Raw genomic sequence first — 13,351 nt, 5'->3', positions numbered from 1 at the left:
TTCAGCGCTCCTCGGAAATCGGTTCGCGGGTGGGTGCCGGCGCCGGACCGTCCTCCCAGTCCACGCCGGCGATGCGCAGTTCGCGGCCCGCCAGCAGGTCGGTGGTCCCGCCCTCGCACCGCGGGCAGGTGAGCCGGGGCGGCATGCCGACGGCCCATTCGTGTGCGCAGGTCTCGCACCGGGCCCGCCCCGGCACCGTCTCGGTGACGAGGGCGGCGCCTTCCAGCAGCGTTCCGGCGCAGGCCAGTTCGAAGGAGAAGGACAGGGCGTCGGGGACGACACCGGCCAGTTCGCCCACCTGGAGCCGCACCGATCGCACCGCGGTGACGTCACCGGCACGTTCGGCCGCCTCTTCCACCTGGTCGATCACCGCCAGGGCGATGGACATCTCGTGCATCTGTCTCCGTCCCGGCGGGGCCCCGTGTGCGCGACTGGCCGGGTCCATTACAGGCGCGCGGACCCGGACGGCTGGACCGGCGCGCCGCCGGGGCCCGCCCGGATCCGCCGTTTGCCGCAGCGCCACGGCCCGCCCGGCACGGGCCCTCACATGCTGCGGATCCTCAGGTAGCGCCGGATGTCGGGCAGGGACTGCACGACGAGCCCGACGGCGACGGCGGCCAGAACACCGACGACGATCTTCTTCATTGCCTCTCTCCTCACTTCGCGGCTTCGCCGGCCAGGGGTCGCGGTTCGTCCCGCGGGGCCGCGCCCAGAAGGTCCTCGATCAGCCGTACCGCCCGCGGCACGGCGGCGGACACGGGGGCGGACAGCCCCATCTCCTCCTCCACACCGGCCGGTTCACAGCCGACCACCAGGACGCGACGGGGTGGCCGTCCTCCGGTGCCGGCGCACAGGGTGCCGAGCAGGGCGAGGACGGCGTCGGGAGTCATGCGATGGCCGTCCAGTGGGACGCCCATGGCCGTACCCGCGTCCTCGTGCTCGATCAGGTACAGGGTGCCGGGATCCCCGCCACGAGCCGTGGCGTCGACCAGGATCAAGGTGTCGTATCCGTCGAGGAGTTGATAGGCGAGGTGCACTCCGCGCACCCCGACGTCCACGACCTCGACATGGGTGGGCAGCCGGCTCCGAGTCAGTGCTCTCGCGGTCTCCACACCGAAGGCGTCGTCACCGAGGAAGACGTTCCCGATGCCCGCGACGAGGACACGCCCTTCTCGCTCCGGCCGGCTCATGCGCCGTCCTCCGGCCAGGTCAGTTCGTCGGGCTGGAAGTAGAGGAACCGGCCTTGTTCGCGACGCAGATCGGCGCCCGGGTCACCGTCCACGGTGACCGCGAGGTGCACCACGCCGTCGACGTCGTGCAGGACGGCCTCGACGGTCGCGGTCCGGCCGTGCAGGAACAGGTCCTGGGCGTCGGTGCGGCGCAGGCCGGGGCGCAGTACCAGACGGCTGCCCGCGCGCGCGGGCCGTCCGTCGACCGTCACATGATCGTGGGAAGGGTCGAATCCCGCTTCGCTCGCCGGATCCCACCACGGGGTTTCGGGGCTCGACACCTCGTCCTCCGCCGCGGGTTCGGGCCGGGTGACCTCGCGCAGCCCGCGCACCGCGCCGTGCAGGCGTTCCAGCACCTCGGCGGGGAGTGAGTCCGCCAACTCGACGACGGCGGCGGCCCGTTCGTCGGTGCCGCGGGCCTCTCGCTTCTCCTCGTCGGTGAGGGCGGCGGTGCGCAGCGCGAGGATCTCGTCGATCTCGGTGGCGTCGTACAGGGCGCCGGGGCTCTCGGGCGCGACCGCCGGGTGGTCCTCGAGGATGATCGGGGACGACAACACCACGTCCGCGCGTCCGGATTCGCCGGCGAGCACCGGCCAGGTGTGCAGATTGCGGCAGGCGGCGACCGCTCCCTTGGCCCATTCCGGGGGATCGGTCATCGACAGGAAGGCGCCCTTGTCCAGCGCCATGAGGAGGTGCGTCGCCACCAGGGAGCGCGGGAGGGCCGCGTCCCGGTCGGCGGCGTGTGCGGCCTCGGGGGTCCAGGCACTGGTGTTCTCGACGACGGCGGTCAGCCGCATGACCCGGTAGGGTCCGTCGAGTTCACGCGCGGACAGACACAGTCTTCCGTCGGTCCGCTCATAACGGTGGATCGTACGGCCGACCGTGCGCCCCGAGGCGTCGAGGACGGGCTCGTACTCCTCGCCGTCCGGGCGGTCGAAGGGGAGCGTGACGTCGCCGGCGAGGAGTTCCGCCACCGGGACGACCGCCTCGACCCGGTCCTCGACGCCCTCGTCCCAGGGGACCAGCACCCGGTCCGCCAGGCGGAGTTCGGGCACGGTTTCGAACTGCCCGTACGAAAGAACCTGTTGGACCGTACGGCGCCGGGCGCGCAGGAAGCGCAGTTCGACGGCGAGGGTGGCGTCCGCCTTGGGCTCCATCAGGCACTCGGTGTGCTGGAAGGCGTGTTCGTCGCGGTCGGCGCCCCAGGCGGGCGGTACGAGCACGCCGAACTGCCAGCGCAGCCGGTTCTTCGCGGCCGAGGCGCGGTACGGGTAGAGGACGTAGCCTTCGAAGAGGACGGCGTCGGCCACCTTCCGGGCCAGGGCGAAGCGTGCCTCCGTCTGCGGGGCGAACGCTGTCACGCTCACGGAGCCGTCCTTCCGTTCGTTCCGGTGAGGGCGCGTCCGCGCGCGGAGGCGGTGTCGGCCTGCGCGAGCAGGGCCTGCACGGTGGCCTCCCAGGAGGGCAGAGCCTGTCGTGACCGGTAGGCCAGCAGGGCGTCCATGGTGGCGCGGGGCAGCCGGATCCAGCCGCAGCCGGGGAAGTGCTGTTCGACCATCTCGCGCCAGGTCGCGACCGGCATCCGGCAGGTCGCCTCGCGGTCCCAGGGGACGGGTTCGACGCGGAAGCCGCCCGCTCCCGTGAAGGCCGTACCGGAGAAGAGCATCAGCAGGGGCACCTCGCCGCCGTCGAGGGCGCCGAGGTAGCGGGTGGCGGCGACGTCCATGTCGTAGGTGCACGGCACGACGAGGTCGGCCTCGGTCTCGCGCGTGAACCCCGGGACCATGAGGGCCACTTGGGCGAACTGCACGGGCTGGAGGGTGTTGCCCCAGCGGGAGGGATCGCCGAACAGGTCGACGAGTCCGTCGGTCTCGGCGCGGTCGTAGTCGCGTCGGGCGGGCTCGATGCGGATCTGGCAGCGCAGCGCCAGCGCGTGCACGGGTTCGTCGCCGGGCGTGGTGATCCGCAGCCGGAACACCAGGGTCGGACCGGCCGCGTAGCGGTCCGCGCGAACGCCCGTGCAGGCGAAGGACAGTTCGGTCATGCGCGGTCCTCCGCGCCGACGGGCCGCGCCCGGTCCCCGACGTGTGCAAAGAAGGCGTCCAGGGCCGCGCGGGCCTCTGCCCCGCCGTCGAAGCCCTGCCACAGCAGGCGCATGCGGCCGACGAGCTCGTAGCAGACGTCGATCGGGACCAGGTGGCAGGTGATCCCGTCGTCGGTGCGGCGCAGCAGCAGTGCCTCCAGGTCCGGTTCGAGCACTTCGGCGAGGGCGGTGCCGCCGAGCACCGCGCTCCACGCGTCGGGCTCCAGTTCGCTCTCCGTGGCCCCGGCGGGGCTCGGGTAGAGGGCGACGAGGCGGTCGAGCGCGGTGTTGCGGAAGAAGAACGCGACACCGACCGGGATGCGCAGGCTCTCCCACGCCCGGTCGTCGAGCCGGTGGTCCGGGTCGGTGAGGTAGCGGGCCGGGACCGCGCGGAAGCGCCCGTCGGCGCCCGGCTGTTCCTTGAGCAGGAAGCAGGCGGCGCACGCGCAGACCAGGGCCCGTTTCTCGGTGTCGACGAGGTGGCGGTGGTGTGCCTCGTCCACGGGGGCGGCACACAGTCCGCAGCGCTCGGGCTGAGGTTCGCGCGCTGTCCGGAACCGGCGCAGGCCTGAGGCCGGTGGCGCGGTCATGCACCGGCCCCGGGACGCGTGCCGATCTGGAGCAGCGCGGGCTCGGCCGGGCGTACCTCCACGGCCGCCACCTCGGGCGCGAAGCAGGCCAGCGCGTCCTCGGCGGCCCGCTGGACGTCCGTGGCACCCGAGCCGCAGCCGCATCCCCCACCGGCCGCCGCGCGCAGCCGCAGGGTTCCGCTCACCTCGTCGAGGTCGAGGACGTCCAGGTCGGCGCCCTGGAGCGTGTCGAGGGCGCGGGCGATGCGGGTGGGCAGGTCCTCGGGGTGGAGGTCGTGCAGGACGAGCTGGCTCGCGACCAGGTCGTCGGCGAGCAGCCGCTCCTGTACGCGGCGGTCCTCGGGGGCCGACAGGAGCTGGAGGATGCGGGCGAGGCCGGCGCCGTAGAACTCCATGAGGGAGCGCACCAGTTCCTCGGCCGCCGCGATCGTGCCGGGGTCCCCGGCCGTGGTGAGCCGGTCGAGCACCTCCTCGATGCGGCGGCCCGCCCGTTCGGCGTGTCCGGGTGTCGTGGCGGCGCTCATCCGCCCAGTCCGCTCAGGCCGGTGGGCAGGTGCATCTTCTCCACGGTCCTGCCGCCGCCGACGTACATGTGGACGCCGCAGGGCAGACAGGGGTCGAAGCTGCGGACGGTGCGCATGATGTCGATGCCCTTGAAGTTGTCCGGCGGGTTCTCCTCGAAGATGGGGGTGTTCTGCACCGCGTCCTCGTAGGGGCCGGGGGTGCCGTAGGAGTCGCGGACACTGGCGTTCCACGGGGTGGGCGGGTACGGGTGGTAGTTGGCGATCTTGCCGTCGCGGATGACCATGTGGTGCGAGAGGAGGCCGCGGACCGCCTCGGTGAAGCCGACGCCGATGCTCTCGTCGGGGACCTCGAACTTCTCCCAGGTCTGGGTGCGTCCGGCGCGGACCTCGGCGAGGCCCTGTTCGGCGAAGTGCACGGCGAGGGCGGCGGTGTAGGCCTGGAAGTAGCTGCGCGCGCGGTTGCGTTCCAGCGCGTTGCTCCACTTCGGGATCTTCCACTCGAAGGTGGTCTCCGGCCGGGTCATCGTGCGGGGCAGGTTGATGATCACGCTGTGACCGGTGGCCTTCACGCCGCCCGTGTCGACGAGTCCGGCGAGGGCGGTGGACCACAGGCGGGCGAGGGGGCCGCCGCCGGTGTCCAGGGCGAGATGCTCCTTGCCGTCGAACCAGCGCGGGGACATGACCCAGCTGTACTTGTCGTCGAAGTTCCGCTTCTGCGGGGCCGGGATGGTGTGCTGGTTCCAGGGGTGGCGCGGGTCGATGGGGTTGCCGAGCGGGTCGTGGGTGACGAACTGCTCCTTGCCCTGCCAGTCGTCGTAGTACGAGCTGCCCAGCAGGATGCGGATGCCGAGATTGATCTCGGTCAGGTCGGTGGTGACCAGCTTGCCGTCCACGACGACGCCCGGGGTGACGAACATCTTCCGTCCCCAGTCGGTCATGTTGGCGTACGTGAAGTCGCAGTACTCGGGGTCGTTGAGGGCGCCCCAGCAGCCGAGCATGACGCGCCGGCGGCCCACCTCCTCGTAGCCGGGCAGGGCCTCGTAGAAGAAGTCGAAGAGGTCGTCGTGGAGCGGCACGACCCGCTTCATGAACTCCACGTACCGCATCAGGCGGCTGAGGTAGTCCGTGAACAGCTGCACGGAGGCGTTGGTGCCGACGCCGCCCGGATACAGCGTGGAGGGGTGCACATGGCGGCCCTCCATCAGGCAGAACATCTCCCGTGTGTAGCGGCTGACCTGGAGCGCCTCGCGGTAGAACTCGCCCTCGAGGGGGTTGAGCGAGCGCATGATGTCGGCGATGGTGCGGTATCCGTGGTCGGCCGCGTGCGGGGCCTCGGTGCGTTCGGCCAGTTCGAGGACGCCCGGGTTGGTCTCCTTGACCATCTTCTCGCAGTAGTCGACCCCGACCAGGTTCTCCTGGAAGATGTTGTGGTCGAACATGTACTCGGCGGCCTCGCCGAGGTTGATGACCCATTCGCCGAGGTGCGGGGGCTTCACGCCGTAGGCCATGTTCTGCGTGTACACCGAGCAGGTGGCGTGGTTGTCGCCGCAGATGCCGCAGATACGGCTGGTGATGAAGTGGGCGTCACGCGGGTCCTTGCCGCGCATGAAGACGCTGTAACCGCGGAAGATGGACGAGGTGCTGTAGCACTCGGCGACCCGCTTCTGCTTGAAGTCGATCTTCGTATGGATGCCCAGGCTGCCCACGATCCGGGTGATCGGGTCCCAGGACATCTCGATCAGACCGCTGCCGTCGCCGGTCGCCTTGGTCGTGGGGGTGGTCATGATGTGTGCGGTGCCCTTCTGGTGGCGGGGTGGGGAAGGTCGTCGGGAACGGGTCGGATCACCACGGCGGCCGGTATCCGGTGGTCAGCTTGGCCCCGGTGTGGCGCCACTTGGGCTCCTTGTCCACGGTGTGCTGGGTGACGGCGCGCAGCCTGCGGATCACCGCGCCGTAGGCGCCGCTGGCCTTCGTCGAGAGCGTCGCCCCGGGCGGCTCGTCCATGAACGGCATGAACTTGTCGGGGAAGCCGGGCATGGTGCAGGCGATGCAGATGCCGCCGACGTTGGGGCAGCCGCCGATGCCGTTCATCCAGCCCCGTTTGGGCACGTTGCACTTGACGACCGGTCCCCAACAGCCCAGTTTTACCGAGCACTTGGGCGAGTCGTAGGAGTCCGCGAAGTCGCCCTGCTCGTAGTACCCGGCGCGGTCGCAGCCCTCGTGGACGGTGGCCCCGAACAGCCAGGCCGGGCGGAGCTTGTCGTCCAGCGGGATCATCGGCGCGGAGCCGGCCGCCTGGTACAGCAGGTAGGTGAGCGTCTCGGCGAAGTTGTCCGGCTGGATCGGGCAGCCGGGGACGCACACGATCGGAATGCCGGCCTTGGACTTCCAGTCCCAGCCGAGGTAGTCGGGCACACCCATCGCGCCGGTCGGGTTGCCCGCCATCGCGTGGATGCCGCCGTACGTCGCGCAGGTGCCGATGGCGACGACGGCGAGAGCCTGGGGCGCGAGCCGGTCGATCCACTCGCTGGTGGTGATCGGCTGCCCGGTGTCGGGGTTGTCGCCGAAGCCGCACCAGTAACCCTCGGGCTTGATCGACTCGTTCGGGACGGAGCCCTCGACGACCAGCACGAAGGGGTCGATCTCGCCGCGCTCGCCCTTGAAGAACCACTCGATGAACGTGTCCGCGCCGCCGACCGGACCGCACTCGAAGTCGATCAGGGGCCAGTGCACGGCGATCTTGGGCAGCCCCGGCAGCACACCCATCGCGATCTGCTCGATGCTCGGCTGCATCGCGGCCGTCAGCGCGACCGAGTCGCCGTCGCAGCTCATCCCGGCATTGATCCAGAGGATGTGGATCGTGGGCGTCTCGTCGTCGGGCGCGCCGCCGGCGGACATGGTCTCGGCACTGCTGGACGTCGCCGGTGTCATGGGACCGCCTCCTCGGGAAGGTAAGGGACATTACGGATGCCACACTTCTTGCTACCAGGCGTCCGGCCGGGACGAGAGATCAGCCGGGGCCGTTCCGGTGACGCGCACCGGCGAACCGACCGGTTCCGTGCGGCCGCGCGGGCCCACGGCGTGCACCAGGTGCGGGGGCGTGTCCGTCGGCCGCTGCTTCGTGACGAAGGCATGACGCAACTCGTGATAGGGGGCGTACGGGTCGTCGAAGATCCGGCGCATCCGGGCCAGTTCCCGTTCCCGGAAGGCGGAGAGGGGCTCGAGCGCCTCCTGCGCCTCCAGCTCCGCCTTCTTGGCCACGAGCCGGGAGCGGCTCCCGGGCAGCGCGGCCATCCGGGCGGCGAGCCCGCCGACCTCCCCGGCGAAGTCGCCCGTGCCGCAGTCGAGCACCCGGTCCACCATGCCGAGCCGCAGCGCGCTCGCGGCGCTCACCGGCAGGGCCTCCCCCATCAGCCGCTCGGCCGTCGCGACGCCGACCCGGCGGGGCAGCGTGTACGTCCAGTACTCGGAGCCGTACAGGCCCATCAGCCGGTAGTGCGGGTTCAGGACGGCACCGGCACGGCACCACACCTCGTCGGCGGCCAGGGCGAGCATCACGCCGCCGGCCGCCGCGTTGCCGCCCACCGCGGCCACGACGAGCCGGTCCGTGGTGGTCAGGACGGCCTCGACCAGGTCGTCCACGGCGTTGATGTTCGCCCAGGACTCGGCAGCGGGGTCCGGGGCTGCCTCGATGACGCCGAGGTGGATGCCGTTGGAGAAGAAGTCGCGCTGTCCGCCGAGGACGAGCACGGTGGTGGGGCGGGCGCATGCCTCCCGGTAGGCGTCGAGCAGGCGGCGGCACTGGCTGGTGCTCATGGCCCCGCCGGAGAAGGCGAAGGACAGGAAGCCGACGGCTCCCTCCTCCGTGTAGCGGATGTCCGCCCAGGTCCGCGCCGAGGCGGTGGGCGGGGCGGCCAGGTCCGGTACGGGCGGCAGCCGGTCGCCGAGGGCCGTCACCGCGGGCAGTTTGAAGGTGGGCGGCCCTCCCGGACGGCGCGGGCGTCTGAGTTCCGGGATCCACACGGCGCCGTCGCTCGTGGCGCGGCAGATCGCGCCGGTCCGGGTGGCCAGCAGCGTGCCGGGTGCGCCGTGAAGGCCGTGCTCGGGGTGGCCGCCGTGCAGGTACCACTGCTCGCCGCACAGGACGTCGCGCACGCCGGGCTGGGTGTCCGCGGCGCGCAGTTTGCGTACGACGGTCTCGGTGGTGTCGGTGAACCAGTCGATGCGCCGGACGCTCTGGTCGAGATAGGGACGCGTACGGGCCGCCCGCTGCGGAACGGGAGCAAAGGTTCCTGCGGAGAACCGTTCGACCGAGCGCAGGACGGCTGCCAGTGCGGCGTCGGCGATCTCGCCCCGGTACAGGTCGCTCTTGGACACCGGCGGAACCGGGCAGCGCACCGACGCCCACACGTCCCCGGCGTCCATCTCCGCGTCGGCCTGGAACACCGTCACGCCCCAGTCCTCGGCACCCGCCTGGATCGCCCAGTCCAGCGAGGACGGCCCGCGGTCGCCGAGGGGGCCCGGGTGCACGACGAAGCAGGGCCGGGCACTCCACACCTCGCGCGGGATCGCCGTCTTCAGCATCGGGGCGATGACCAGCTCGGGATCGTGGCGTCGTACGGCCTCGGTCAGGGAGCGGCCGGGCAGGGCGAGTTCCACGGCGACGGCGTGCCCGCGCTCGCGCAGCTCGGCGTGGACGCGTTGGGTGAGGCTGTTGAAGGCGCTGGCCACGAGCAGGATGTGCACGGCGAACTCCCGGCGGACGTGGGCGCGGGTACGTCAACCCGGCCGGACCCGATCGTCGGACATGCGGGGTGCGGCCCCTGGGCGACGGGCGGCAGGGGTCACCCGAAAGCGGGGCACGCACCCGCCACCCGGCCGTACCACCCGGCGGTCCGCGTCCGCACGAGACCGCGACCGGACCAACTCGCGTTCCCTGTACAGCGCTTCAGACAGTCCATACAGAAGCGAACAGATTCCGGACGGTTTCGGAGCCAGTTCACTCCGAACCGTGCGAGATCGATCGGTGACAGTGTGTACTGCGCTGCGAGCGCCCGCGAGAGGACCATGGACTCCCCCGCCCGACTTCCTCGGAACCCGTTTGGATGAGCGAATCACCGGACCTGGTGGCCGGCGGCCTGCCCACGGGCACGCGTCCGCACCGGCACCGGGCGGTGGGCTGCTGCCGTCGCCGCGCAGAAGCGCCGCATTCCGAGTCGAAGTTGTCGTGACCGTGGCCGACCGTACCGACCCCATCGCACTCGCCCCCTTCGGCGCCGGCATCCCTGCGCCGGCACTGGCCGCTGCGCCCCAGACCGGCGAACACCCCTCCTGGGGCTGGGTCCTGGGCCGGGCGTGCTTGATCGTCATGCGCTCCACGTCCGGCCCCGACCACGCGTGGCTGCGCAAGCTCGTCGCGCCGAGCTTCCCGCACCGGCGGGCCGAGGCCATGCGGGCCCGGGTCGAGGCGGTCACCGCGAAACCGCTCGACGCGGCAGCGTCGGGCGCGGACCGTCAGGTGGTCGATGTGCGCCAGACCTCGCGCATCGGCTGCCGATGTGGATCATCTGCGAACTTTCCGGCGTACCCGACGAGTTGAGGGACGACACCGGTCAGCTCGGCGCCGCCGTCCCTGCCACGGGGTGGAGAGAACACCGAGTTGCGGGATCGCGGGGTGGCGGCCGGTCGGAGGAGGTCTCCGCCGGTGGTCCTGGGGGGGACGGACCACCGGCGGAGACGCGCGGCTCGGGGCGGGGGGGGCGAGGCCCCTACCGCGACTCGCTCAGCGAATGCCCCGAAATGCGCGCGTCACTCCTGGCAATGTCGGCGCAGTTGTCCAGCCGTGCGCGCGAGCCGTGAGGAGGCACAGCACCCCGGTGGCCGTCACGGCCGTGAACGCCCGCCGCTGCTCTCGCCGACGGCCGACCGGACCGTGCCCGGCCTGCCGCCGCTGCCAGGTGCAGCCCTCGGGCCCCGGGGTCCGAGGCCCGCACGCCGCCTGCGTCGCAACCGCCCGCCGACGGCATAAGCTCGCCGGATGGCGAAGTACTTCGACGTGCACCCCGAGAATCCGCAGCCCCGCAGCATCGCGCAGATCGCCGACGCCGTACGCGAGGGGGCGCTCATCGCATACCCCACCGACTCCTGCTACGCGCTCGGGTGCCAGCTCGGCAGCCGTGACGGCATGGAGCGGATCCGTTCGATCCGGCGCCTCGACGAACGGCACCATTTCACGCTGATGTGCCGGGACTTCGCGCAGCTCGGCCAGTTCGTGCGGGTGGACAACGACGTGTTCCGCGCAGTGAAGTCGTCGACCCCGGGAAGCTACACGTTCATCCTCCCGGCCACCAGGGAGGTGCCGCGCAAGCTGCTGCACCCGAAGAAGAAGACCGTCGGCGTCCGCATCCCCGACCACGTGGTCACCCAGGCGCTGCTCGCCGAGCTGGGCGAACCGCTGCTGTCCAGCACGCTGCTCCTGCCCGACGAGGAGGAGCCGCTGACCCAGGGCTGGGAGATCAAGGACCGGCTCGACCACGCGGTGGACGTGGTGGTCGACTCCGGGGACTGCGGTACCGAACCGACCACGGTCATCGACTTCTCCAGCGGCGAGGCGGAGATCGTACGGCGCGGAGCGGGCGATCCGTCGCGCTTCGAGTGACCGCCCGGCGCGGGTGAGACCCGGTGCGCGGCCATGGATCTTGCGTGACAGCATGGCCCCTACATGCAGCGCCGGGCACACCCCCGCCGCCCGGCGCGATTCCGCAGGGAGGCACTCGCCATGACAGCCGTACAGGGCACAGCCGTCGACATCCCGACCGAGGACGGCATCGCCGACGCCTACCTGGTCCACCCCGCCGACGAGCGTCCCCGTCCGGCGGTCCTGTTCTACCAGGACGCCTACGGCCTGCGTCCGCATCTGCAGGCGATGGCCGACCGGATCGCCGGCGAGGGTTACACGGTTCTGGTCCCGAACGTCTTCTACCGCACCGGCCGTAACCCCGTCGTCGACCTGCCCGAGTTCATCGACCCCGCCGCCGATCCGACCCTCTGGGAGCGGATCGGCCCGATCATGCAGTCCCTCACGCCCGAACGCGCGGTGCGCGACGCGGGCGCCTATCTGCGCTGGCTGGCCGACAGCCCGCTGGTCGCCGACGGCCCGGTGGCGCTGACCGGCTACTGCATGGGTGCGCGCCTGGTGCTGCTGACCGCCGGCAGCTATCCCGACCGGGTCGCGGCCGCGGCCGGATTCCACGGCGGCCGGCTCGCTACCGACGGCCCGGACAGCCCGCACCTGCTCGCTCCCCACATCACCGCCGAGGTGTACTTCGGCCACGCCGACCAGGACGCGTCCATGCCGGAGGAGCAGATCAAGCGCCTCGAGGACACGCTCACGGCGGCGGGCGTACGGCACCGCACCGAGGTCTATCCGGGCGCGCATCACGGGTACACCCAGGCCGACACACCGGCGTACGACCGCGAGGCCGACGAGCGGCACTGGGCGGCGCTGCTCGACCTGCTCGCACGCACCTTCTGAGCCCGGCGTGGGGTGCCCGCCGCAGGGTGGGCGCCCCACGAACTCCGTCCAGCTCATTGACATGCACGCGCCCCGACGGGAGTCTGAGAGCGCTCTCAACCAGGTACGGACCAGTGTCCGTACGCCCCGACCCCCACACGGAGGTGGAGAGTGCACTCAGGAATCAGGCGATCCGCGCTGCCCCTGGCAGCCACTACGGCCCTGGTCGGCGGGCTGCTCACACTGGGCACGCCCGAATCGGCCGGCGCCGCCGTACCGGACACCATCGCACTGACGGTGACCAACAACTCCGGGCGCGGCGAACCGCTGTACATCTACGACCTCGGCACCCGACTGTCCTCGGGGCAGCAGGGCTGGGCCGACGCGAACGGCACGTTCCACGCCTGGCCCGCCGGCGGCAACCCGCCGACACCGGCGCCGGACGCGGCGATCCCGGGCCCCGCGGCCGGGCAGTCGACGACGATCCGGATCCCGAAGTTCTCCGGCCGGATCTACTTCTCCTACGGCCAGAAGCTGGTGTTCAGGCTGGCCACCGGCGGGCTGGTACAGCCCGCCGTGCAGAATCCCGGCGACCCCAACCGGGACATCCTCTTCAACTGGTCCGAGTACACGCTCAACGACGCCGGGCTCTGGCTCAACAGCACCCAGGTGGACATGTTCTCCGCGCCGTACGCGGTCGGGGTGAAGCGGGCCGACGGTAGCGTGAGCACCACTGGGCATCTCAAGTCCGGTGGCTACAACGGGGTGTTGAACGCACTGCGCGGGCAGGCGGGCGGCTGGGGCGGGCTGATCCAGACGCGGTCCGACGGCACCGTGCTGCGGGCGCTCGCGCCGGGGTACGGGCTGGAGACCGGTGCGCTGCCGGCGTCGGTGATGGACGACTACATCAACCGCGTCTGGCAGAAGTACGCCGGTTCCACGCTCACGGTCACGCCGTTCGGCGACCAGCCGAACACGAAGTACTACGGCCGAGTCTCGGGCGGCGTCATGAACTTCACGGACGGCAGCGGCGCGGCCGTGACGAGCTTCCAGAAGCCGGACGCGGACAGCGTGTTCGGCTGCCACAAGCTGCTCGACGCGCCCAACGACGCGGTGCGCGGCCCGATCTCGCGCACGCTCTGCGCGGGCTTCAACCGCTCCACCCTGCTGACGAGCGAGACCCAGCCGGACAACAGCCCGGCGGACTTCTACCGGGACGCGGTGACCAACCACTACGCCCGGGTGGTCCACGGTCAGATGGCCGACGGCAAGGCGTACGCGTTCGCCTTCGACGACGTCGGCAACCAGGAGTCCCTGGTCCACGACGGCGGTCCGCAGGAGGCGTACCTCACGCTGGATCCACTCGGCTGACACGCGTGCATCCCGCACCCGGAGGGCTTCCTCCGCGTGCG

Annotated in this window: 14 protein-coding genes; 4 read left to right on the top strand and 10 right to left on the bottom strand. The window is 71.4% G+C overall.

Translation table 11 applies throughout. The features are described from left to right. Window position 1: 1 nt before the first annotated feature. From hypA to IEZ19_RS21060, 10 genes are all read right to left on the bottom strand, one after another. The gene (gene hypA, locus IEZ19_RS21100; protein ID WP_189312801.1) at window positions 2–397 is read right to left on the bottom strand and encodes a hydrogenase maturation nickel metallochaperone HypA; all 396 of its coding nucleotides are present in this window, start codon (window positions 395–397) and stop codon (window positions 2–4) included. Window positions 398–543: 146 nt separating this feature from the next. Beyond that, window positions 544–645 (bottom strand): DUF6893 family small protein, encoded by a 102-nt coding sequence (locus IEZ19_RS53505; RefSeq protein WP_373297021.1) that lies wholly within the window; start codon window positions 643–645, stop codon window positions 544–546. Window positions 646–656: 11 nt separating this feature from the next. After that, window positions 657–1,190, bottom strand: coding sequence for a hydrogenase maturation protease (locus IEZ19_RS21095; RefSeq protein ID WP_189312800.1), 534 nt, complete (start codon window positions 1,188–1,190; stop codon window positions 657–659). After that, entirely contained in the window at window positions 1,187–2,596 is a 1,410-nt protein-coding gene (locus IEZ19_RS21090; RefSeq protein ID WP_189312799.1) for a hypothetical protein, read from the bottom strand. The genes IEZ19_RS21095 and IEZ19_RS21090 overlap by 4 nt, the downstream gene beginning before the upstream one ends. Further along, complete coding sequence (locus IEZ19_RS21085; protein ID WP_189312798.1) at window positions 2,593–3,273, bottom strand: DUF6084 family protein; 681 nt, start codon at window positions 3,271–3,273, stop codon at window positions 2,593–2,595. The genes IEZ19_RS21090 and IEZ19_RS21085 overlap by 4 nt, the downstream gene beginning before the upstream one ends. Continuing rightward, window positions 3,270–3,902, bottom strand: a complete 633-nt coding sequence (locus IEZ19_RS21080) for a DUF5947 family protein (protein WP_189312797.1) — start codon at window positions 3,900–3,902, stop codon at window positions 3,270–3,272. The genes IEZ19_RS21085 and IEZ19_RS21080 overlap by 4 nt, the downstream gene beginning before the upstream one ends. Then, window positions 3,899–4,426 carry a NifU-related iron-sulfur-binding protein gene (locus tag IEZ19_RS21075; protein ID WP_189312796.1) on the bottom strand — a complete coding sequence of 176 codons (528 nt, stop codon included), beginning with the start codon at window positions 4,424–4,426 and terminating at the stop codon, window positions 3,899–3,901. The genes IEZ19_RS21080 and IEZ19_RS21075 overlap by 4 nt, the downstream gene beginning before the upstream one ends. Next, window positions 4,423–6,210 (bottom strand): nickel-dependent hydrogenase large subunit, encoded by a 1,788-nt coding sequence (locus IEZ19_RS21070; RefSeq protein ID WP_189312795.1) that lies wholly within the window; start codon window positions 6,208–6,210, stop codon window positions 4,423–4,425. Before IEZ19_RS21070 ends, IEZ19_RS21075 begins: the two co-directional genes overlap by 4 nt. A 58-nt stretch (window positions 6,211–6,268) precedes the next feature. Then, the gene (locus IEZ19_RS21065) at window positions 6,269–7,324 is read right to left on the bottom strand and encodes an NADH-quinone oxidoreductase subunit B family protein (RefSeq protein ID WP_229840559.1); all 1,056 of its coding nucleotides are present in this window, start codon (window positions 7,322–7,324) and stop codon (window positions 6,269–6,271) included. Window positions 7,325–7,408: 84 nt separating this feature from the next. Then, complete coding sequence (locus IEZ19_RS21060; protein WP_189312793.1) at window positions 7,409–9,172, bottom strand: hydrogenase maturation protein; 1,764 nt, start codon at window positions 9,170–9,172, stop codon at window positions 7,409–7,411. Between the two features lie 487 nt (window positions 9,173–9,659). On the opposite strand from IEZ19_RS21060, the gene IEZ19_RS21055 reads away from it, so the two are divergent. The 4 genes from IEZ19_RS21055 to IEZ19_RS21040 all read left to right on the top strand — a co-directional run bounded on the left by IEZ19_RS21055 (window position 9,660) and on the right by IEZ19_RS21040 (window position 13,310). Continuing rightward, on the top strand, window positions 9,660–10,025 hold the full coding sequence (locus tag IEZ19_RS21055) for a hypothetical protein (RefSeq protein ID WP_189312792.1): 366 nt from the start codon (window positions 9,660–9,662) through the stop codon (window positions 10,023–10,025). A gap of 438 nt (window positions 10,026–10,463) precedes the next feature. After that, entirely contained in the window at window positions 10,464–11,084 is a 621-nt protein-coding gene (locus tag IEZ19_RS21050) for an L-threonylcarbamoyladenylate synthase (RefSeq protein ID WP_189312791.1), read from the top strand. Between the two features lie 120 nt (window positions 11,085–11,204). Beyond that, a complete protein-coding gene (locus tag IEZ19_RS21045) occupies window positions 11,205–11,960 on the top strand; it encodes a dienelactone hydrolase family protein (RefSeq protein WP_189312790.1) in 756 nt (251 codons plus the stop codon). A 150-nt stretch (window positions 11,961–12,110) separates the two neighbouring features. Continuing rightward, window positions 12,111–13,310: a glycoside hydrolase family 64 protein gene (locus tag IEZ19_RS21040; protein ID WP_189312789.1), complete on the top strand. Its 1,200-nt coding sequence runs from the start codon at window positions 12,111–12,113 to the stop codon at window positions 13,308–13,310. The last annotated feature ends 41 nt before the right edge of the window (window positions 13,311–13,351 follow it).

Origin of the sequence: Streptomyces brasiliensis (genome assembly GCF_014647875.1) — a bacterium.
GTDB lineage: Bacteria > Actinomycetota > Actinomycetes > Streptomycetales > Streptomycetaceae > Streptomyces > Streptomyces brasiliensis.
The sequence above is the reverse complement of the archived record's forward strand: the minus strand, read 5'-3'. Positions and strand labels throughout refer to the sequence as shown.

Excerpts from the sequence above, each read along its gene's own strand:
- hypA (WP_189312801.1), bottom strand. The coding sequence starts at position 397 with ATGCACGAGATGTCCATCGCCCTGGCGGTGATCGACCAGGTGGAAGAG.
- IEZ19_RS53505 (WP_373297021.1), bottom strand. The coding sequence starts at position 645 with ATGAAGAAGATCGTCGTCGGTGTTCTGGCCGCCGTCGCCGTCGGGCTC.
- IEZ19_RS21095 (WP_189312800.1), bottom strand. The coding sequence starts at position 1,190 with ATGAGCCGGCCGGAGCGAGAAGGGCGTGTCCTCGTCGCGGGCATCGGG.
- IEZ19_RS21085 (WP_189312798.1), bottom strand. The coding sequence starts at position 3,273 with ATGACCGAACTGTCCTTCGCCTGCACGGGCGTTCGCGCGGACCGCTAC.
- IEZ19_RS21080 (WP_189312797.1), bottom strand. The coding sequence starts at position 3,902 with ATGACCGCGCCACCGGCCTCAGGCCTGCGCCGGTTCCGGACAGCGCGC.
- IEZ19_RS21075 (WP_189312796.1), bottom strand. The coding sequence starts at position 4,426 with ATGAGCGCCGCCACGACACCCGGACACGCCGAACGGGCGGGCCGCCGC.
- IEZ19_RS21070 (WP_189312795.1), bottom strand. The coding sequence starts at position 6,210 with ATGACCACCCCCACGACCAAGGCGACCGGCGACGGCAGCGGTCTGATC.
- IEZ19_RS21065 (WP_229840559.1), bottom strand. The coding sequence starts at position 7,324 with ATGTCCGCCGGCGGCGCGCCCGACGACGAGACGCCCACGATCCACATC.
- IEZ19_RS21050 (WP_189312791.1), top strand. The coding sequence starts at position 10,464 with ATGGCGAAGTACTTCGACGTGCACCCCGAGAATCCGCAGCCCCGCAGC.
- IEZ19_RS21045 (WP_189312790.1), top strand. The coding sequence starts at position 11,205 with ATGACAGCCGTACAGGGCACAGCCGTCGACATCCCGACCGAGGACGGC.